The sequence below is a fragment of the Sporomusa intestinalis genome, assembly GCF_055383785.1.
The window spans coordinates 3,457,372-3,476,452 of sequence record NZ_AP042390.1 but is presented as its reverse complement, the minus strand read 5'-3'; the positions used below and the strand labels follow the sequence as shown (position 1 = coordinate 3,476,452).

16 protein-coding genes and 1 pseudogene are annotated in these 19,081 nt (G+C 46.4%); 16 read left to right on the top strand and 1 reads right to left on the bottom strand.

The features are described 5' to 3' along the window. Positions 1 to 64: 64 nt before the first annotated feature. Positions 65 to 601, bottom strand: a complete 537-nt coding sequence (locus ACZ481_RS16395; RefSeq protein ID WP_464766423.1) for a cyclophilin-like fold protein — start codon at positions 599 to 601, stop codon at positions 65 to 67. Between the two features lie 522 nt (positions 602 to 1,123). Between ACZ481_RS16395 and ACZ481_RS16390 the strand changes: the two genes are divergently transcribed. The 16 genes and pseudogenes from ACZ481_RS16390 to ACZ481_RS16315 all read left to right on the top strand — a co-directional run bounded on the left by ACZ481_RS16390 (position 1,124) and on the right by ACZ481_RS16315 (position 19,049). Next, a complete protein-coding gene (locus ACZ481_RS16390; RefSeq protein ID WP_464766422.1) occupies positions 1,124 to 1,465 on the top strand; it encodes a MerR family transcriptional regulator in 342 nt (113 codons plus the stop codon). 517 nt (positions 1,466 to 1,982) lie between these two features. Further along, positions 1,983 to 3,080 carry a DUF362 domain-containing protein gene (locus ACZ481_RS16385; RefSeq protein ID WP_464766421.1) on the top strand — a complete coding sequence of 366 codons (1,098 nt, stop codon included), beginning with the start codon at positions 1,983 to 1,985 and terminating at the stop codon, positions 3,078 to 3,080. A 316-nt stretch (positions 3,081 to 3,396) separates the two neighbouring features. Continuing rightward, a pseudogene (locus tag ACZ481_RS16380) lies at positions 3,397 to 3,645 on the top strand (hypothetical protein); the annotation flags it as partial. After that, positions 3,642 to 4,772, top strand: coding sequence for an MBL fold metallo-hydrolase (locus ACZ481_RS16375; protein WP_464766420.1), 1,131 nt, complete (start codon positions 3,642 to 3,644; stop codon positions 4,770 to 4,772). The pseudogene ACZ481_RS16380 and the gene ACZ481_RS16375, both read left to right, overlap by 4 nt. 793 nt (positions 4,773 to 5,565) lie before the next feature. Further along, positions 5,566 to 6,612 (top strand): carbohydrate kinase family protein, encoded by a 1,047-nt coding sequence (locus ACZ481_RS16370; protein ID WP_464766419.1) that lies wholly within the window; start codon positions 5,566 to 5,568, stop codon positions 6,610 to 6,612. Beyond that, on the top strand, positions 6,575 to 7,747 hold the full coding sequence (locus tag ACZ481_RS16365; protein WP_464766418.1) for a glycosyltransferase: 1,173 nt from the start codon (positions 6,575 to 6,577) through the stop codon (positions 7,745 to 7,747). The genes ACZ481_RS16370 and ACZ481_RS16365 overlap by 38 nt, the downstream gene beginning before the upstream one ends. Further along, positions 7,744 to 8,514, top strand: coding sequence for a nucleotidyltransferase family protein (locus tag ACZ481_RS16360; RefSeq protein WP_464766417.1), 771 nt, complete (start codon positions 7,744 to 7,746; stop codon positions 8,512 to 8,514). Before ACZ481_RS16365 ends, ACZ481_RS16360 begins: the two co-directional genes overlap by 4 nt. A 30-nt stretch (positions 8,515 to 8,544) precedes the next feature. Beyond that, on the top strand, positions 8,545 to 9,204 hold the full coding sequence (gene pgmB / locus ACZ481_RS16355) for a beta-phosphoglucomutase (RefSeq protein WP_464770645.1): 660 nt from the start codon (positions 8,545 to 8,547) through the stop codon (positions 9,202 to 9,204). Between the two features lie 591 nt (positions 9,205 to 9,795). Then, entirely contained in the window at positions 9,796 to 10,299 is a 504-nt protein-coding gene (locus ACZ481_RS16350) for a YqaA family protein (protein ID WP_464766416.1), read from the top strand. Positions 10,300 to 11,012: 713 nt separating this feature from the next. Then, positions 11,013 to 12,053: a glycosyltransferase family 2 protein gene (locus ACZ481_RS16345; protein ID WP_464766415.1), complete on the top strand. Its 1,041-nt coding sequence runs from the start codon at positions 11,013 to 11,015 to the stop codon at positions 12,051 to 12,053. Next, a complete protein-coding gene (locus ACZ481_RS16340) occupies positions 12,050 to 12,964 on the top strand; it encodes an NAD-dependent epimerase/dehydratase family protein (protein ID WP_464766414.1) in 915 nt (304 codons plus the stop codon). The genes ACZ481_RS16345 and ACZ481_RS16340 overlap by 4 nt, the downstream gene beginning before the upstream one ends. Positions 12,965 to 13,010: 46 nt before the next feature. Next, positions 13,011 to 14,564, top strand: coding sequence for an ArnT family glycosyltransferase (locus tag ACZ481_RS16335; RefSeq protein ID WP_464766413.1), 1,554 nt, complete (start codon positions 13,011 to 13,013; stop codon positions 14,562 to 14,564). Positions 14,565 to 14,590: 26 nt separating this feature from the next. Then, entirely contained in the window at positions 14,591 to 16,243 is a 1,653-nt protein-coding gene (locus ACZ481_RS16330; RefSeq protein WP_464766412.1) for an ArnT family glycosyltransferase, read from the top strand. Between the two features lie 34 nt (positions 16,244 to 16,277). Then, positions 16,278 to 16,970 (top strand): response regulator transcription factor, encoded by a 693-nt coding sequence (locus ACZ481_RS16325; RefSeq protein WP_464766411.1) that lies wholly within the window; start codon positions 16,278 to 16,280, stop codon positions 16,968 to 16,970. Between the two features lie 110 nt (positions 16,971 to 17,080). Then, positions 17,081 to 17,773: a response regulator transcription factor gene (locus ACZ481_RS16320; RefSeq protein WP_464766411.1), complete on the top strand. Its 693-nt coding sequence runs from the start codon at positions 17,081 to 17,083 to the stop codon at positions 17,771 to 17,773. After that, the gene (locus ACZ481_RS16315; protein WP_464766410.1) at positions 17,754 to 19,049 is read left to right on the top strand and encodes a sensor histidine kinase; all 1,296 of its coding nucleotides are present in this window, start codon (positions 17,754 to 17,756) and stop codon (positions 19,047 to 19,049) included. The genes ACZ481_RS16320 and ACZ481_RS16315 overlap by 20 nt, the downstream gene beginning before the upstream one ends. Positions 19,050 to 19,081 lie beyond the last annotated feature (32 nt).

Below are 19,081 nucleotides of genomic sequence, written 5' to 3'. Positions count from 1 at the left end.
AGACCCCTATTTTAATATTTTTGTGATTGCAATTACGATTATTTGTTTTACAGGCATTCCCCCTCTACCGTGCGCTAAAAGTTACCGGCACACTCCCGCTGCCAAGCGCAGCCGCTAATCCGTTTGCATCTTCAACATAACCAAGTCTTGTATAGCTGTACGAAGTGGAAAAACTCTTATAGAACAGTACCAAACAGTCAGAACCATAGAGCATTAAATCGCCGGTCTTGATAGTTCCCACCTGTTCGCTGTTGGCAGGGACTTTTTCCGAAAAAAAGTAGAATTTTTCGTTTCCATTCAGTTCGTCCATGTTCAAGGTCAGAGGCAGCTTTGCCAGTAAAGCCCGTGTGGAAGCATTGTCATATAGGATTGCCGTAAAGTTTTTATTGCCAACCTGGATATTTACAGTTCGCATGGTGTTGCCTCTTGCTTGCGAAGTCTGCCCGGAGGGCAGCGGTTTTTTCGGTATGCCCGGTTCTGGCGGAGCGGAAGAAGGCGTTAAAGGAGTGGAGGATGGAGGGGGACTTGCAAGTTGACCCGAACAGCCAGCCAAAGTAATCACACATAGAATGAAAAGCAATATAGATATTGTTTTTTTCATTTTCCTTCATCTACTCCTTTCACAGATTGAAGTGCTTTTCCTAACTCATAGGCTGCCAGGAGAATTAAATTCAGTAATTTTTAAGATTTTTTGTCTGTAAATGCTGGATATATGGAGTGTGTTTTCCTCCTTGAAGGTTAGTCTAGCATTTGGAGTTAACACCAAGTCAAGCATTTTTATCAATTTTTTAGTTTGCGGTGCTTTATCGATGCTCTAGAATTTCTATCATAATAGACCGAGACCTTGCTTTGCAGGTCATTAACGGCACTAAAAGTCCGGTGGTTCTCCTCTTTAAAAAGATGACCAACTATTATTGCCGGCACTATAAGCGTACATATTTTATAAAGGTATTGCAGATCACTAAGCATAAATTGTATACATCTATATTGTTGTGGTTAACGGCGTAATTGCGAAATAACCGCAAGTTATAAAAATGTCGAAGAAAAAATTCTGTCTGTTCCTTGACTTGGAGTTAACTTTAAGTATTATAATGTTTAAATAAGTATCTGGAGGTGAAACCGCATGACGATTTCAGAGGTAAGTCAAAAATTTGATATTTCCCAGGATACACTCCGTTATTATGAGCGTGTCGGACTCATTCCCCGTGTGAACCGTAATAAAAGCAGAATTAGGGATTATACAGAAGCAGACTGTGGTTGGGTCGAATTCATCAAATGTATGCGAGGAGCAGGTCTTCCGGTTGAAGCATTGATTGAATATGTCGCCCTATATCAAAAGGGGGATGAAACCATTGAGGCGAGAAAGAAACTGCTTATCGAACAGCGTCAACTGCTCCAACAAAGAACGGACGAGATGCTGGCAACTCTGAAACGTATGGATTATAAAATTGAGTGTTTGAACTAAAAATAGGTTATAGAAAAAAACACCGAGAAGATCAAAATTTTTTTCTTTTAGGTTAAACGGATAAAGCAAAAGCAACAAATATTGGAGCACTGAATGAAGATGGGCTGAAAAAATATGAACTCATAATAAAAACGTATTCAGTAATCATACAGATCATTGATCCACATTATGCAGTAGGGGGCTGGCTTATTTAAGCTATATCCGATTGCTCGTCACTGAGTTTTCCAAGCATTAGCGTTTTGCCGTCGAACACGGATAATCTGTGCGCTATTACCGGATAGGTCAAAAATTTTAAAAAAATTCTTGACCTGATGTTAACTTCAAGTTGTACAATAACAGCAATAAGTTGCAACAAGGGAAAATATGGATAGGATTGTTGCAGCGTCTAAGTTTCAAGTGATAAAGAAAACCGGCTTGCGCCGAGCCTTAGCGAAGGCGTAAGCCGATGTTGCCCTTATCCAGGCGGAAAGTTATACTTTCTTACAGGATAAAATATGGCAAAGAGGGACTGGAAAAGATGGAAACAAGGAATAACCAGGAAGGAAAAGAAACAAAAGAATTTACCAGACGTAATTTTCTAAAGTTTGCCGGCGGCACAGTGGCTGCAATGGCAGCAATTCCGTCGTTTAGCCAGATCATTGCACATGCGCAGAGCGGGCCGAAGCAGGTGACTTGGGGGGGATCACATGCCGTTTCGTCGTATGATCCGAGCAAGCCCGTTGTGTATTTTACGCGGGACTTGAGCCCGGCAGGCGTACAAAAGATTTATGAAAAGATTAACCAGGGGATTAGCGGCCGAGTTGGGATTAAACTACATACCGGTGAACCGCACGGACCGAATCTATTGCCTATTGAATACATTAAGAACCTGCAGAGACAAATTCCGCGCAGCGCAATTGTTGAATGCAACGTGATGTATAACAGCCCGCGCCGGGAAACCAAGACGCATCGTGAAACAATTAAGACCAATGGTTTTGATTTTTGTCCCGTCGATGTTCTGGATGAGGATGGAGATGTTATGCTGCCGGTGCCGGGAGTGAAAGCGTTTCTTGACAAGTACATGGATGCCAGCGGACCGTTTCCTTTTGAACCGGGAATTCATCTGCAGGAAATTGCGATAGGGAAAAATGTGCGAAAGTATGATTCTATTTTGGTATATACGCATTTTAAAGGCCATACGATGGGCGGTTTCGGCGGTTCTTTAAAGAATATAGGCATTGGGTTTGCCTCTGGTAAAGTGGGCAAAAGAATGATTCATGGGGACGGCTGGCTGGGCGGCAACGGATTCCATGAGCGAATGGTGGAAGCCGGCAAGGCCATTACTGATCATTTCAAAGGGCATATCACGTATATCAACGTCTTGAAAAATATTTCTGTTGACTGCGACTGCGCCGGGTCTAGTGCCGCAAAACCGACTTGCGATGACATCGGTATTATTGGCTCGACCGATATTCTGGCCGCTGACCAGGCTGGAATCGATATGATTTATCAGCTGCCTGCCGATCAGCGCCGTGACATCGTTGAACGCATTGAATCCCGTGGCGGCCTGCATCAGCTTAAATATATGGACACACTGGGTATGGGCAGCCGGAAATATAACTTGGTAGAAATTTGATCCATTTTTGGTATAGCATGTTGTTGCCTAATTTATGTGGACATTAAAGCAGTTAATTTATTGCATTACAGTAGAGTTAATTTTATGATTACCCTGTGAAGGCGGCTGGGTTCGGCTCGGCTGCCTTTATTAAATGCTTGTCAGCCCTGCGCCGGCACGATTGAAATTCTAAACGATACTCCCGTGAAATCCGGGATTGTCCCTTTTGAAACGACTGCACCGACTGAAGCTGCGGGCTTGGCAGCCAATGTCGAGGAGAAAGGAACCAGGAAATATGAATGCTGAAATTCAGTCTAAACTGGATCACTTAATGGAACGGGAAATCTCCCTTGAATGGGGTCTGCCTACCTGGAAGAAACCCAGTGCCGCCTGCCTGTCGTCCCGGGTGGCCTACGGCCTGGAGATTACCAAAGAGCGTTTGGGGCGTGCATTAAAGCAATTGGGTTTCAGCTTTGTTACTCTGGATCTGGCCGGCTATCGCACCGGCAGTATGAATGAAACGCTGGCAGAGGTAAGCCCGCGGCACCAATATCCTTCAAAACCAGAGTTCCGGAGATTGCTATGAAAAGGCGGTTGAGAAAAATAGCCTTGATTTTGTTGATAAGTTTCGGCCTGTTGATGATTATGTCTTTTGGTATAGTTCTTTATTTACAGCAGCCTAAGTTTGGCAACTTGCCCGCAGGCGCCCGCCTTGAAAAAATCAAAAGTTCACCCCATTATATTGACGGGCAATTTGCAAATCTGGTTCCCACGCCTACCCTGATAACAGACAGAAGTTCTGTTTCTCTGTGGTGGGAGCAGCTATTTAGCAAAAAAGAACGGCCGGCGCCGATAGCTCCCATTCCTTCCATAAAAACAGAACTGATGATCTTGGGCAAGGATCAGGATATCGTGATTTGGCTTGGCCATTCTTCGTACTTTATGCAGCTTGGCGGCAAACGAATTCTGATTGATCCTGTATTTAGCCCTTACGCGGCCCCCGTTTCGTTTGCCAACAAGGCCTTTGCGGGCACCAATCCCTATACCGCGGAAGATATGCCGGAAATCGATTATTTGCTGATTACCCACGATCATTGGGATCATCTGGATTATCCTACGATTATGGCTTTGAAAGCCAAAATTAAAAATATAATCTGCGGTTTAGGCGTAGGCGCCTATTTTGAACAATGGGGCTTTGCGGCAGACCTCATCCAGGAGGCCGACTGGTTTACCACAGTGGCGCTGGAAGCTGATTTCACTGTTCATGTGCTGCCGGCCCGCCATTTTTCCGGGCGCATGCTGACCAGAGACAAGACGTTGTGGACCGGCTTTGCGCTGGAAACGCCGCAACAACGGATTTTTATCAGCGGCGACAGCGGCTATGGACCGCATTTTAAGCAAATTGGCGAAAGCTTCAATGGCTTTGACCTGGTTATTTTGGACAGCGGTCAGTATGATAAGAACTGGCCGTATATCCATATGACACCGGAAGAGGCGGTGCAGGCTGCCGCAGATCTAAAAGCCAAAGCCTTGTTGCCCGCGCACGTAGGAAAATTCACCATTGCCAACCATCCCTGGGATGAACCGTTTGACCGGATCGCTGCTGCCGGCCAGAATAAGAGCTACCGACTTTTGACGCCCCTGATCGGAGAACCGGTAGAGCTTCAAAATCAGCAACAACGCTTTTCACCCTGGTGGAAACAGATCAAATAAGACGCTGATAAAATCGGCAGCTTCGAAATAGGAGAGGCATAAAGGTGGATTCTTTGACATTTTTTTTGTTAGAAATGCGATCATCCTTACCGTCGTCATGTTCGACGTTTTTAGTGCGTTGTCGCCGGGGTTGTTGACCAAGCGCCGAGTTTTTTGGTTTTGGATTGTTGCACTTGCGCATATACTGGCCATTGGGGAAAGTGAGGCCCAGATGCATCTGATATAATACGTTATCGCGCCGTCCTTTCAAAGCAGCGCCGCGCATATCTAGTGGCTTGGATAGGCCAGGGCGGTATTGATCAGATTCACACCTTGCTCGAAAGCGAAGTCCACCAACTGGTGGACTTCGTTCATAGATGGGTTCCGCCTATTCCGATGCTACTGACCTTATCATTACTTTTTAGTATTTTACGATACTCCATAGTTCCTCCTTCTTAAAAACAAGTTTTGAATTTTTTATCATACAACAACCACATCTTACATCCCGAAAAAATGTAAGATGTGGTTATCCTATATCGCATTTCTAAAAAATACATAGTATGTTGTTTGAACCCAAGGAACCTGTATCTTGCTGTTTAGGCAGGTGCACCATTGGAGATGAAGCCACAATCAACCGATATATTTCGGCATTTATCCGCAATCCTACAGGACGACTAATTCATAGTCATTGCCGTTTTCAGCATCAGCAACTGCAAACGGCATGGCATTTTCAGGTATCATTGTCCGGATACTGGGCATCTTAATTTTGAGTGCTTGCATTTGCAGCAATGACGGATTATAAGGCGGTGAATTGATGAAGATTGGCGTTGTCGGGCCAATAGCCAAAGATACAATTACGTGGCCAAATGGTGAAACGGTGACGAAATTCGGGTCCATTGTCTATACGGCATCGGTGATTGCCAAGCTGGCGGAAGGTACGGAAGATGAAGTCGTTTGTTTGACGCATTTGTCACTGCAGGATGCAGCTACGGTCAGTGCACTACTAAAGCATCCCAACCTAACATTCATCTGCAGGCCGGAGCCGGATGATACCGGCGCGGAAATCAAATTGGCCTATGTTAACCAACAGGAACGCATTAGCCGGCAAGCACAGATTATGACGCCGATTTCTTGGCCGGAATTGATGCAACTGAAAGATTGCGATTATATTATTTTAATGCCGGTAAATGAAACTGATATAGAGATTGCCCAACTAAAGCCCTTCCGGGAGGCAAGTTCGGCTACGATTTTCTTGGATTTACACGGGCTGATAACCGGTGTGGATGAACAGGGAAATCGATATAAAAAGCAGTGGGAGCAGCCGGGAGAGTGGCTGAAAGCAATTGACATGCTCAAGATGAATGAGAAAGAAGCCGCCTGGGCGGCAGGACGCTCGCTTACGAACTTTACCGACTATCTGGACTTTGCCGTTGCTATGGTAAAGGCAGGCTTGCTGGCTTGCTGGATTACTTTTGGCGACCAATCCTCGCTGATTGTCTGGCAACGGGGCAGAAAAACAATTTGGGCCACTGTGCCGGTAACCCATACGGGAGCGGTAGTGGATACGATCGGTTGCGGCGATTCGGCTTCAGGCGGGTTTGTGTATTCGTATGCGAACTTGCAAAGTCCGCTACTGTCGGTTGTATTGGGAAATATGGTAGGGTCTGTAAAAGCGGCTACGTATCAAGCTAGTGATCTGCCAACCGGTCCGAAAGTGAAAAGCCTGATTTCCCAGCATTACCGGGATTATTTTCATAAAATACTCGATGAGTTTCTCTTCGAACATCAGTTGACCATCCATGAGCTCAAGGAGGAAATAGAGCATGAAAGTGTTATGCACGGCGCAAATGGGGACCGGTAATGTCTTCGGACAGACGATGCGGGCGGTAGCGGTGGCCAAAGCTTTACTGGGCCGTGGCCATGAGGTGAAATTTATCGCTGCGGGAACGTTGCTGCCGGTTATTAAAAATTTCGGATTCGATGTTTGGGAAGCGGCAAGAATGCCCAGTGCTCCTCCCGACGAGATTATACCGAGGCTGCCTGCGATGTTGCAGGAAATTCGGCAAATAGAGAGAGAGGCAGCTCTTACAGAAAGGCCGCACCTCATCATCAGCGGGACGCTTACGGGCACCGCCGTTGCCCGGGAGCTCGGTATTCCCTCGATTATGACCTTTCTCCAGCCTCACGGCGACAAGACGCTCCAGGCATTTAAAACTCTCGCGCAGCGCTACGACGACGGGCTGGTGATGAAAACCCTGTTGGCAATGCTGGTGGATGCGTTTGAGGCGGCTAATCTGATTGTGCTGGAAGGGATGCCGGAAATCAGCGGCGGCATCGCGTTTGAAACGTTTGGCGACGCCCTGGTAAAGAGCAAGGAAAAATTCAGATTTGCCGGCCCGCTGTTGGTTGAGTATCCTGATCAACTGCCCGAACGGGAGGCGTTAAAACAAGCACATACCGGTGAGGCGCAGCAGAAAATGGCTTATATTACGATTGGCGGTTCAGCGATGATCGGTGAGCGGTTTCTTGAAACGGTATTAAATGCCTTACGCCTGCTGCCGGAGGTTACCGGCGTTATTGCCGCCGGTGTCGAATTTTCGCCAGAGGCCATTAATCAGTTTGAGCCGCCCGCTAATGCCAGCATTCGGGGATTTGTCCCCGGAACGGAACTGATTAAAGCCAGTGACGTAACAATCTTTCACGGCGGCTCCTCCACGCTTATGACCTGCATTGCCTGCGGCACGCCGGCGGTGGTGGTTCCATCTATGGGGGAACAGGAGGATAACGGGGCCGTGCTTGCGCAATTTGGCGCGGGCATCGTACTCGATAAAAAAACACTCACACCATCCCGGTTAGTCGAAGTTATACAAAAGGTGCTGCACGACAACGCTTACCGCCAAAATGCCCAACAGCTAAAAACAATAGGTGAGAAATACGGAGGAGCGAGTGCTGTGGCTGACTGGGCAGAGGCGCTCATGAAGGCGGAAGCAATATGAAAGCCATGATATTAGCGGCCGGTAAGGGAACCAGATTGCGTCCCGTTACCGATTATATTCCCAAACCTATGGTTCCCCTGCATGGCAAACCGCTGCTGGAATGGGTCATACTGCAGCTCCGGTCATATGGCGTAACCGAGTATGTGCTGGCCGTCAGCTACTTAGCCGAGCAAATAGAAAATTATTTTGGCGACGGTTCCCGCTGGGGGATCAAGATCGCATACGGCCACGGCGCCTCTCCGGCTGGCAAAGCGGGGGAAGTATGGCGCTGCCGGGAACTGTTGAAGGATAAAGATCGGTTTCTCGTTGTGCCGGGCGATACCATCTGCCATTTGGATTATCGGGAGTTTATAGCCTTTCATGAACGGCAGAAAGGAATGGTCTCAGTGGCTCTTTCCACCCGGTATCGGTTAGAGGTTGGGTTGGCAGAAGTCGACCGTGACGGCAGGGTCACTGCTTTTCTGGAAAAAACCAACCTGGATCGTCCCGTCAGTACAGGAACCTATCTGCTGGAGGCAGCGATTTTTCCCTATATCGAACGGTTTGACCCGTCAAGGAATGAAGTGGATTTACCCGGCGATGTGTTCCCGGTGCTGCTGCGTGAAGGGAAACCGATACAGGGCTTTGTTCAGGATTATGAATGGTGGGATATTGGGAGATTGAACGATTATGATGCTCTGGCTCATATGTCCCTGCAGCAAGCCGGCCATATTCTGGCCGGCGGCCGAAACCACGCTGCGGCGGCAGCAGTTGATGACCGTCATTAGCGGATAAATAAACGGGTGACGAGGTGAGTGATGCGCTCTGTTGACAAGCCAATAAAAGCCTTCATTTTTGATATGGATGGCGTACTTACCGATACGGTGGAATATCATTACCAGTCCTGGCAGCAGCTGGCGGCTGAACTCAACATGGCTTTTTCCCGCAAAGACTATGAACAGCTCTTAGGGCTGTCACGGCCGGACTCCATGGAGCTTTTTCTGCAGGGACGGCCGACTTCGGCCGCGGACTTTCAACAATTGTTGAAAAAGAAGAATGAATACTTCTTGCAATTAATCGAACATCTGTCGCCAGCCAATCTTCTGCCGGGAGTCAGCGACCTGCTGAATGAGATTAAACAAGCCGGCTTCAAACTGGCGGTGGCCTCGTCCAGCCGGAACACACCGGTCATTTTGAGCCGATTGAAAATTGCCGCGCTGTTTGACGCCGTTTCGGACAGCAACACCATTAAACAGGCCAAACCGGCTCCCGATCTTTTTCTGGATGCGGCCCGCCGTTTAGGTGTGTCGCCGCCGGCATGTGCTGTTTTTGAAGATTCCGCCGCCGGTGTGGAGGCCGGGTTGGCTGCCGGAATGCTGGTGGTGGGCATCGGGGATACGTTGGTCCGCAAAGCTCACTTGCGCTATCCCGTGATGGCAGCTGTGAATGTGGGGCAGATTTTGGCTTATCGACAGTAAGTATGGGGAATCATAGGGAATTTGAAAACAAGAAGGTCGAGTGTTGCGGTGGCGGAAATCGTGCGTCAGGAAAATTTTGGCGAAATGAGGGTAACTGAGGTTCTGCGGTCTAGGGATACAATAGGGGCGTTGCCGAAGAACTATTCGGAATGCTGGTGGAGCGGATAAAAGTAATAATTTGGTGCAAGTGGAGTTTGTATTGCATTCGGGATTCGGGATTGTAGAAACGGTTTAAGTAAAGTCTTTATAGAAACTGCTCTCTATTGGCCATGGTAGGAGCATTGTATATGTAAAAGCTCAATCAGCAGTTTTAACTGCGATTGAGCTTTTTTTGCATACAAGCAGAGCAGCCATTTGTATTCGCAAGCCAAAAGATATTTTACAGGCAATGCACCGTGTCAGCGACAGACAATTCACTGTCTGTCGTTTCTTATTTTCATAATGCTATTGGGTTTTCATGCTAATTTCAGAATCACCGGCTAGACTTATCCCCAAGCACTTAAAATATTTTAGAACAAAAAGCAGGTGATATCAAGATTGGAAATATCGATGGACAGTTTATAAATTTATCTAACAGTAAGGAGAACTGTCATGGAGTTTATCATACAATATCTTAATCATTACGGGACTGTCGGTCTGTTTGTCATTGCTCTAGCGGAATCCGTATTTTCTCCTATACTGCCAGACCTTTTACTCATTCCGATGGCGATTGCGAATCCACAAAACGCTGTTTATTATGGCATGGTGGCTACAGTAGCTTCTGTGCTTGGCGGACTGCTCGGCTATGCTGTCGGAAAAGCGTGGGGACTTCCGGTAATTAAGCGTTTCATACCATTGCATTATATTGAACAGATGCGGCTACTAGCCGATAAATACGGAGTTTGGGCAGTATATATTGGTGCTTTATTACCGATACCCTACAAAGTGATTACACTGACCTCCGGCATGTTTCACATCAGACTCCCCATTTTTATCCTGGCATCTGTTATAGGCAGGGCCAAACGATTCTTATTAGAGGGTGCCTTGATTTACTATTTCGGGCCAAAGCGATTACAATGCTGGAAAATGCAACTTCCATGGGAAATGTTGCATTAGTAGTTTTCGTCTGTATTGCCGGGGTATTACTTTTCATTAAGTTTATAAAACCAGGCGTCATTGTGAGGGGCGCAACTTCAATTAAAAAGAACAGTTCCGACCGGGCCCCCGCGGAATCAGATGGTGCAGACGACGGAGATGACTTACAGAATTGCGCCGTGATAAAAAAACAATCAGAACACAAGCGAAAGGAACACGATGAACTATTATAAACGAGTAGTCTTGCTGGTTTTCTTAATAATCGGTGTATCGGGAGCGGTTATCCATTTAACCGGGATATCAGTATGTTTGGCCATTAAGTGCTTTTCGCCCCAGGTCAATAATGCTGGCTTTTCTTTTTTTATGTTTAGGCATGTATTTTTGACAGCACTCGTTTATAAACTTCTTATGGCAAAAAGACCGATCCGATAGCTTTACATTTCAATGATTCCCGGGCATGGCAGAATCAAAAAAGAAAACATTGCATAAACAGTGACAGCAAAAAGGTGCATCCATTCTTTGAGCAAAGATGGGTGCGCCTTTTAATTTATTACTTGCGGCCTACCCTTTTCATAGTATTTTCAGATTGACTTGTTACACTCAGTCTGAGCAAATTAGACAAGCAATATCTGAAGCACTTTAACCCCGCATTTTGCAGATATAGTTGGTCATGTAGATCACACAGGAGTTTTAAAAATACTTTTCTGATATTTTACGGATAGGCGGAGATAGAAATGAAACTAATCTCAGTAGTTGTACCTGTTTTTAACGAGCAAGAGAATGTGAATGTGTTTTATCAAGAAGTCTGCAAATATATGGAGCCTTTGGGCTATTCCTATGAATTGATTTTTGTTGATGATGGCTCCAGTGATGATACCCCAATTATTCTCGACCGGCTGACAAAGCGGGATTTAAAGGTTAAGGCGCTTCTTCTAGCGCGCAATTTTGGGCACCAGGTGGCCTTAACCTGCGGACTTGATTATGCCAGGGGGGACGCGGTGATCACTATGGATGGCGACCTGCAACATCCGCCGGCGCTGTTGCCGCTTTTACTGGCGAAATGGGAAGAGGGTTTTGAGGTTGTGCAAACTGTTCGCGTAGATACAACTGGCATCTCCTGGCTAAAGAAGGCTACTTCAAGTATGTTCTACCGGTTAATTAATACCATGTCTGATATTCATATCGTGGAAGGCGGGTCAGACTTCCGGCTGCTTGATAAAAAAGCGGTTCAAACTTTTCATCGGTTTAAGGAAAAGGCTCGATTTATCCGGGGGATCATCGGCGATATGGGGTATCGACAAGCACAGATAGAGTTTGTGGCGCCCGAGCGGTTTGCCGGCAAATCTAAGTTTTCGCCTAGGAAGATGCTTTCTTTTGCCCTTGACGGTATCACAGCATATTCAAGGATGCCCTTGCGTTTTGCTTTTTATCTTGGCTTGCTTTTTGGAGTGTTGAGTTTTGGCCTGACCCTGGATGTGGTATACACGAAATTGTTTACCTCGGATGCTGTACCGGGGTGGTCTACGATAGCAGTCAGTATATTGATGCTTGGAGGAGTCCAATTAGTAGGCTTGGGGATTATCGGTGAATATATCGGACGCATTTTTGAGGAGGTCAAGCAGCGGCCATTATACTGGATCAGCGCTGAACTTAACAGTGGTACTGACCCCGTTTTTGAAAAAGGCAATACCCATGGTAAATTGCAATACCAAAAACGCAGTGGAAGCTACTTGCCTAAGCATCAAATCGCAGCAGTGAGAGGAGAAGAAAGATGAAAGTTCTAGTAACAGGAGGAGCTGGTTTTATTGGCTCACATATTGTCGACTTATTGCTTCAATCGGATATGCAGGTAACCATTCTGGATAATTTGAGTACCGGATCTTTTAGTAATATCAATCCGGGAGCCGTTTTTCTGAAAAAGGATATTCGGGATGAGGACCTTGAGAAATTGTTGTTAAGAGAACGATTTGATTATGTTGTTCATCAAGCCGCCCAAACAACGGTGGCTAATTCTCTGGAAGATCCCTATTACGATTGTGATGTGAATATCCGTGGGTTAATTAATCTGCTTGAAGCAAGCCGGTTATCGGGAGTAAAGCGGATTGTTTTCGCATCAAGTGCGGCCATTTATGGCGATACTGCCGTTTTACCGACTTATGAGGACTGTAAGAAACGACCTGTTTCCTTTTATGGTGAGAGCAAGTTGACAGGGGAACATTATCTGAGCTTATATTATAAAAATTTCGGCTTGGAATATGTTGCACTGCGCTATGCCAACGTTTATGGGGAGCGCCAGGGCGACAGCGGTGAAGGAGGCGTAATCAGCATATTTTTAAATAAGCTGATTGCCGGTCAGGGGTTGACAGTATATGGCGATGGAAATCAAACCCGGGACTTTATCTATGTTAAGGATGTGGCAATGGCGAATTACCGAGCGTTATTTAGTCAAGCGGCAAATCGGAGTTATAACATCAGCACGATGAAGGAGACCAGCCTTCGGGAATTGATTGAGCTGTTGATTCATGTCTCTGGAAAACGGCCCGAAGTGATTCATGACGCAGTGCGTGACGATGATATACGATACTCGGTATTGGACAATCAGGCTGCGGTCAATAACCTTAATTGGCAGCCGGCCTATACCTTAAAGGAAGGCTTATGTTCGATGCTGCGTGCGCTGCGCTGCTAATATCCGTTGGAGAATTTGAACGAGCTGGAAAGGGACTATTGATACGATGAAAAACAAACAAGTTTGGCTCTCGATTGCGCTGATTTTATGCGTAGCCGGTATACTCATGTTTACTTTTCTGGGAACGCATCCCTTGTTGGACCCCGATGAGCCTGTGTATGCTGAGACAGCCAGAGAAATGCTGCAATTCGAGGATTTTATTTCTCCCCGAATTTATGGTGATTTCTGGTATGATAAGCCGCCAATGTATTATTGGCTGGTGGCAGCAGCATTTAAGGTTTTGGGATTTGGAGAATTTGCCGCTCGCTTTCCTTCCGCTTTTCTCGCGGTAAGCGGAGCTGTTCTTGTCTATTTAGCGGGCCGAAAACTATTCAATGAACGGGCCGGCTTGCTGGCCGCCCTGGTGTTGGCCACCAGCCTGGAATATTTCTATCTTGGCAACGCCGCTGTCACTGATATGACACTGACCTTTTTCCTGACGGCGGCATTACTGGCGTTTTTACACCGGCAATATTATCTGCTGTATGGATGTACTGCGCTCGCCGTAGTGACCAAAGGCCCGATTGCCCTCTTTTTTTGCGGTGTGATTATTAGCTTGTACCTGATCGTAACAGGCAGCTTAAACAGGATAAAGACGATGAAACTTATTAGCGGGAGTGTGCTTTTTGCGCTCATTGCTCTGCCGTGGTATGTGGCGATGTATTCGCTCCATGGCATAGCCTTTATTGACACGTTCTTAGGTTTTCATAATGTAACCCGTTTTTTACAGCCCGAGCACGCGTCAGGCGCAATCTGGTATTACTATATTCCGGTGTTAATCCTGGGCTTCTTCCCCTGGTCTGCTTTCTTAGTCCAGGCTTTTTTTACAGGGATCAAAGAAAAAGGAGAATATCGTAATACCTGCATTTTCCTGGTTATATGGGCGGCGGTTGTATTTTTGTTTTTTTCGCTATCACAAACAAAACTCGTCTCATATATCCTGCCGATGTATCCTCCGTTAGCATTACTGACCGGTTATTATTTCGACAAAGTGTGGACAGCGCAGCGAGATAAAGCATTACAGTGTGCTGGCGGCGTTTTCGGAATCGTCGCCACGCTCCTGAGCGCCGGGCTGTTTTATGCCGGAACGGCGGTAACGACGGAACTGATGGTTTCTGTCAAAGTTCTGGCAGTGATTTTAGCTGTATTGGCGGCCTCTGTTTTGCTGCAGAGCTTTCGCCGTAACTTTCGCGCTGTGTTTACCACCCAGGTACTGGGCGTAATGATCTTTTACGCGGTTTTAATGACGCATGCCCTGCCCGTTATTACTCCTGGGCTTTCTGTAAAACCGTTTATTAATGAGTTTCAGCAGCACTATGACGGACAAGCTCCGGTTTATGTTGAGAAGTTTTACCGTCCCGGCTTTATGTACTACAGCGGTATAGCAGGGACTGAACTAAGCCAGGAGAAATTGGCAGCAGTTACAGCTAGCGGAAAAGACACGGCGTATTTGGTTATGAAAAAGAAAAAGTATGAGAAACTGCCCCCGGCAATTCAGAATAAGCTTCGTCTGCTTGTTGTTCAAAAGGATAAAATTCTTTTAATCTATGAAAACAAGTAGCTGTTTTTTAGAAAGGATTTGTGGCAATGAAAACATTCGATGACGTAGGCGACTTCACAGCTTCCCCCAAAATGTATTGGGCCCTGTTTCTGATTTCGTTTTTGGGCTATATGTTTTTTAATCAAGCTATACCCATCACCGATCCGGTGGAATCGAACTATGCGCTTACAGCGAAAGAAATGGTGCTGACAGCGGACTGGGTGTCACCAAGGATCTATGGGAATGTCTGGTTTGATAAGCCGGTATTTTTCTACTGGCTTACAGCCATAGCCTTTCAATTCTTTGGCTTTTCCGAATGGGCAGCGCGTTTAGCGCCAGCTTTGTTTGCTTCCGCAGGCTTGGTGCTGTTATACTGGTTTACAATGAAGACAACAACGCGCAGGGCAGCACTTTTGGCCGTGCTGATTATGGGAACATCCTTCGAGTATATTCTGTTGGCAAAGCTGGTTATTACTGATATGGTGTTCTTTGTATTTAATTGTGCTGCCCTGGGATTTTTTTATCTGGGGTATGTAAATAGGAATGGCACTAAGCGATGGTATTTGGCATGCTATGTCAGCATGGCTCTGGCTGTATTGACTAAAGGACCAGTTGGTGCTTTGCTACCTGGTCTGGTTATGCTACTGATTATTGTGCTGCAGCGTAATTGGACGGAACTCAAAGCAATGTTTTTGCCGACGGGATTTTTTCTCTTTGCCGTTGTGGCTCTGCCCTGGTACGCCGCCATGTATACTTTGCACGGTACGGAGTTTATCAATAACTTTTTTGGTGTTCATAACTATCTTCGCGCCACTGTTTCCGAACACCCCAAAGATAATGTAAGCTACTATTATCTTGCTGTATTTGTGCTCAGTATGCTGCCTTGGTCTGCTCTGGCCATAAAAGCTTTGATCCAAGGCTGTAAGGACTTGCGTTCCCAGAAGTCCCCGCTGCTGTTATTCCTTTTCCTGTGGATAGCCGCTTATTTCGGATTTTATTCGCTAATGGCTACTAAATACCTGACTTATACGTTTCCCATCCTCTTTCCAGTGGCAATCCTAACGGCTATTCAACTGGAACGAATGCTTACGCAAAATAAAGCGGCAGCAGTTATCTACTGGATAGGGTTTCCGGTGGTCTTGCTCATGGTTGGATATATGTTTGCCGCTTATCGTTATCTTGCAGGATGGGAACTTAGCTTAGCTGGAGGAAGTCTGCTGCTGCTCCTGGTATTCAGTGCGTGGAAAGCAAGAACCGGGACTGCGATTGATATTTTCAAGCTGCTTTGCCTGTGCCAGCTAGGGTCATATATCGTACTTTCCTTGTTTATGTTTCCTGCCATAGCGGAAACTCGGTCAGGCAAAGGGATGGCAGAAAGTATGATCAGCCTTGGCGCGGAGAAGATAGGGATGTATCAATTTTATAGCACTGCGGCGGTTTTTTATAGCGGCAAGCTCGCAGTCAAGCTTATACCGCCAAATGAAGTGTCTTCACGGCAGGCGGAAGCGTTGGACTGGTCAAGCAAATACACCATGCCGACCCAGGGGATAGCTGACTTTGGGGCGAAGCCCCCATTATCCGGTCGTCTGATCATCGTGGAGGATCAGCAAAGAGAGAAGTTTCTGCTGGAGGCAGCTAAGTTTAATTATCAATTGTTAAAAAATAGTGAAGGCTTGTCTTATTATTCAACTACGGAATAAGGGCGTCGCTGATGCTGGATAAGGAGGTGTCTAGATGAAAGTATTACTTGCCGAAGATGATGCAAAGCTGGGAAAGTTAATCAAGCATATGCTGGAAAAATCCGGGGTTCAGGTTGACTGGGTGTTAAACGGGGATATGGCGCTGGAGTATGCACTTTATGATCCCTATGATGTGGTTATCTTGGATTGGATGATGCCCGGCGAAACCGGCGTTGCCGTCTGCGATCAGTTGCGTAAACGGGGTTATCACGGCGCTGTTTTGATGCTGACAGCAAAAGATGCTGTTGATGACCGGGTGCTGGGTTTAGATACGGGAGCTGATGATTACTTTGTGAAGCCATTCGAGTTTGCCGAATTGTTTGCCAGGCTGCGTGCTTTAGCTAGGCGGAGTAGAGTGAGATTAGAGGAAGATATTTTGCAGGTCGGCAATTTAGTCTTTAATGGTCTGACCCATTGTGTACGACGGGGTGATACGGAAGTGCAGCTTACCAGCCGCGAATTTCAGCTGCTTGATCTGTTGGTTCGCAATCAGGAGCGCGTAATCCCGCGTGAAGTTATTTTAGAGCGAATATGGGGATTGGAAGCCGATGTTTCTTCGAACAATCTGGATGCCTATGTACGCCTATTACGGCGAAAGCTGAGTCCATTTGAGGATGTCGCCGTCATACAAACTATTCGGGGCATTGGCTATAAGCTGGAGGTTCAAGATGTTTGCGAAAATCCGTAACCGGCTAACTCTGCGCTATGCACTGGTCATGTTAAAAAATAGTGAAGGCTTGTCTTATTATTCAACTACGGAATAAGGGCGTCGCTGATGCTGGATAAGGAGGTGTCTAGATGAAAGTATTACTTGCCGAAGATGATGCAAAGCTGGGAAAGTTAATCAAGCATATGCTGGAAAAATCCGGGGTTCAGGTTGACTGGGTGTTAAACGGGGATATGGCGCTGGAGTATGCACTTTATGATCCCTATGATGTGGTTATCTTGGATTGGATGATGCCCGGCGAAACCGGCGTTGCCGTCTGCGATCAGTTGCGTAAACGGGGTTATCACGGCGCTGTTTTGATGCTGACAGCAAAAGATGCTGTTGATGACCGGGTGCTGGGTTTAGATACGGGAGCTGATGATTACTTTGTGAAGCCATTCGAGTTTGCCGAATTGTTTGCCAGGCTGCGTGCTTTAGCTAGGCGGAGTAGAGTGAGATTAGAGGAAGATATTTTGCAGGTCGGCAATTTAGTCTTTAATGGTCTGACCCATTGTGTACGACGGGGTGATACGGAAGTGCAGCTTACCAGCCGCGAATTTCAGCTGCTTGATCTGTTGGTTCGCAATCAGGAGCGCGTAATCCCGCGTGAAGTTATTTTAGAGCGAATATGGGGATTGGAAGCCGATGTTTCTTCGAACAATCTGGATGCCTATGTACGCCTATTACGGCGAAAGCTGAGTCCATTTGAGGATGTCGCCGTCATACAAACTATTCGGGGCATTGGCTATAAGCTGGAGGTTCAAGATGTTTGCGAAAATCCGTAACCGGCTAACTCTGCGCTATGCACTGGTCATGATGCTAATGATGCTGTCATTTATTATCACAAGCTCTGCCGGGCTGCTTTGGATTCTTTATCAGGAGGAACAGCAAGACCTGCGGTCTTTTACGGAAGAAGAGGCCAGAGAACAAGCGGGGATGTATAAAGAAAAGACTGGTTTTTTTCAACTGCCGTCGAAGGAAAGTGAGGATATAGACCATGGTGCGAAGATTTTTTATTATGTTTTCGATACCGATAATCAGTTGGCTGCTTCCGAGGGACCATCACATGTAATTCGGGATGGTGTGCTACGTATTATCCACAAATGGGACGCTGCGGAGGGAGAAGTTAAGCTAAAGAAATTTCATGATTCTAACGGTGACAGAGCGGTAGTCATGTTGTGCAGCAGGAAAATATACGATGGCTCCCAAGTGCTGGGCACTGTTTTTGTGGGGGAAGATATCAGCGCGTATTATCGTATGTTAAAAATATTATTGATTATGGTGGTGATCATTTCTATTGTTTTTCTGGTTATTGCTGCTTTTGCCGGACATTTATTGGCGGGGAAGGCAATGGTTCCCATTAAGCAAGCTTTTTTCCGGCAACGTGAGTTTGTCGCCGATGCTTCCCATGAACTGCGTACTCCCCTTAGCATTATCCAGACTTCCGTAGAGGCGGTACAGACTGATAATGACCAAAAGCTATCGCCATTCTCCATTCAAGTGCTTGATGACATGAAAAATGAAGTCCACAGGATGACCAAACTGGTAACCGACCTGTTAACCCTGGCCCGAGCGGATGCCGGAGCAACCAATATTATAAAAGAGAAATTTGATCTGATTGTCATTATAGAATCACTGATTCGTTCGATGCAACCGCTAGCGTTTGAAAAGGGGCTTAATTTGGCAATGCGTGGTGATGAAACGCTTCCTATTACGGCCGACCGCGAAAGAATAAGCCAACTGCTTTTGATTTTGATTGATAATGCGATTAAATATACCCCTGCCGGCGGTAAGGTGGATGTTTTGCTCACAAGGACAGCAACTCCGAAACCATCTGTTACGATTGCAGTAAGCGATACGGGGGAAGGCATTTCCGAAAAAGAGCGAAAGCTAATCTTCGAGCGGTTTTACAGAATCGATAAGGCAAGATCGCGGGAAGAAGGTGGTACTGGCCTTGGACTGTCTATTGCCAAGTGGATTGTGGATGTCCATGGCGGGAAAATAAAAGTGGAAAGCACTCCCGGGAAGGGGAGTTCCTTTATTGTTAGTTTGCCACTGTAATATATTCACCGATTTTAGCCCTGGCGCTAATC

Coding starts and splice junctions, on each gene's coding strand:
- ACZ481_RS16395 (WP_464766423.1), bottom strand. CDS start 601: ATGAAAAAAACAATATCTATATTGCTTTTCATTCTATGTGTGATTACT.
- ACZ481_RS16390 (WP_464766422.1), top strand. CDS start 1,124: ATGACGATTTCAGAGGTAAGTCAAAAATTTGATATTTCCCAGGATACA.
- ACZ481_RS16385 (WP_464766421.1), top strand. CDS start 1,983: ATGGAAACAAGGAATAACCAGGAAGGAAAAGAAACAAAAGAATTTACC.
- ACZ481_RS16375 (WP_464766420.1), top strand. CDS start 3,642: ATGAAAAGGCGGTTGAGAAAAATAGCCTTGATTTTGTTGATAAGTTTC.
- ACZ481_RS16370 (WP_464766419.1), top strand. CDS start 5,566: ATGAAGATTGGCGTTGTCGGGCCAATAGCCAAAGATACAATTACGTGG.
- ACZ481_RS16365 (WP_464766418.1), top strand. CDS start 6,575: ATGAAAGTGTTATGCACGGCGCAAATGGGGACCGGTAATGTCTTCGGA.
- ACZ481_RS16360 (WP_464766417.1), top strand. CDS start 7,744: ATGAAAGCCATGATATTAGCGGCCGGTAAGGGAACCAGATTGCGTCCC.
- pgmB (WP_464770645.1), top strand. CDS start 8,545: ATGCGCTCTGTTGACAAGCCAATAAAAGCCTTCATTTTTGATATGGAT.
- ACZ481_RS16350 (WP_464766416.1), top strand. CDS start 9,796: ATGGAGTTTATCATACAATATCTTAATCATTACGGGACTGTCGGTCTG.
- ACZ481_RS16345 (WP_464766415.1), top strand. CDS start 11,013: ATGAAACTAATCTCAGTAGTTGTACCTGTTTTTAACGAGCAAGAGAAT.
- ACZ481_RS16340 (WP_464766414.1), top strand. CDS start 12,050: ATGAAAGTTCTAGTAACAGGAGGAGCTGGTTTTATTGGCTCACATATT.
- ACZ481_RS16335 (WP_464766413.1), top strand. CDS start 13,011: ATGAAAAACAAACAAGTTTGGCTCTCGATTGCGCTGATTTTATGCGTA.
- ACZ481_RS16330 (WP_464766412.1), top strand. CDS start 14,591: ATGAAAACATTCGATGACGTAGGCGACTTCACAGCTTCCCCCAAAATG.
- ACZ481_RS16325 (WP_464766411.1), top strand. CDS start 16,278: ATGAAAGTATTACTTGCCGAAGATGATGCAAAGCTGGGAAAGTTAATC.
- ACZ481_RS16320 (WP_464766411.1), top strand. CDS start 17,081: ATGAAAGTATTACTTGCCGAAGATGATGCAAAGCTGGGAAAGTTAATC.
- ACZ481_RS16315 (WP_464766410.1), top strand. CDS start 17,754: ATGTTTGCGAAAATCCGTAACCGGCTAACTCTGCGCTATGCACTGGTC.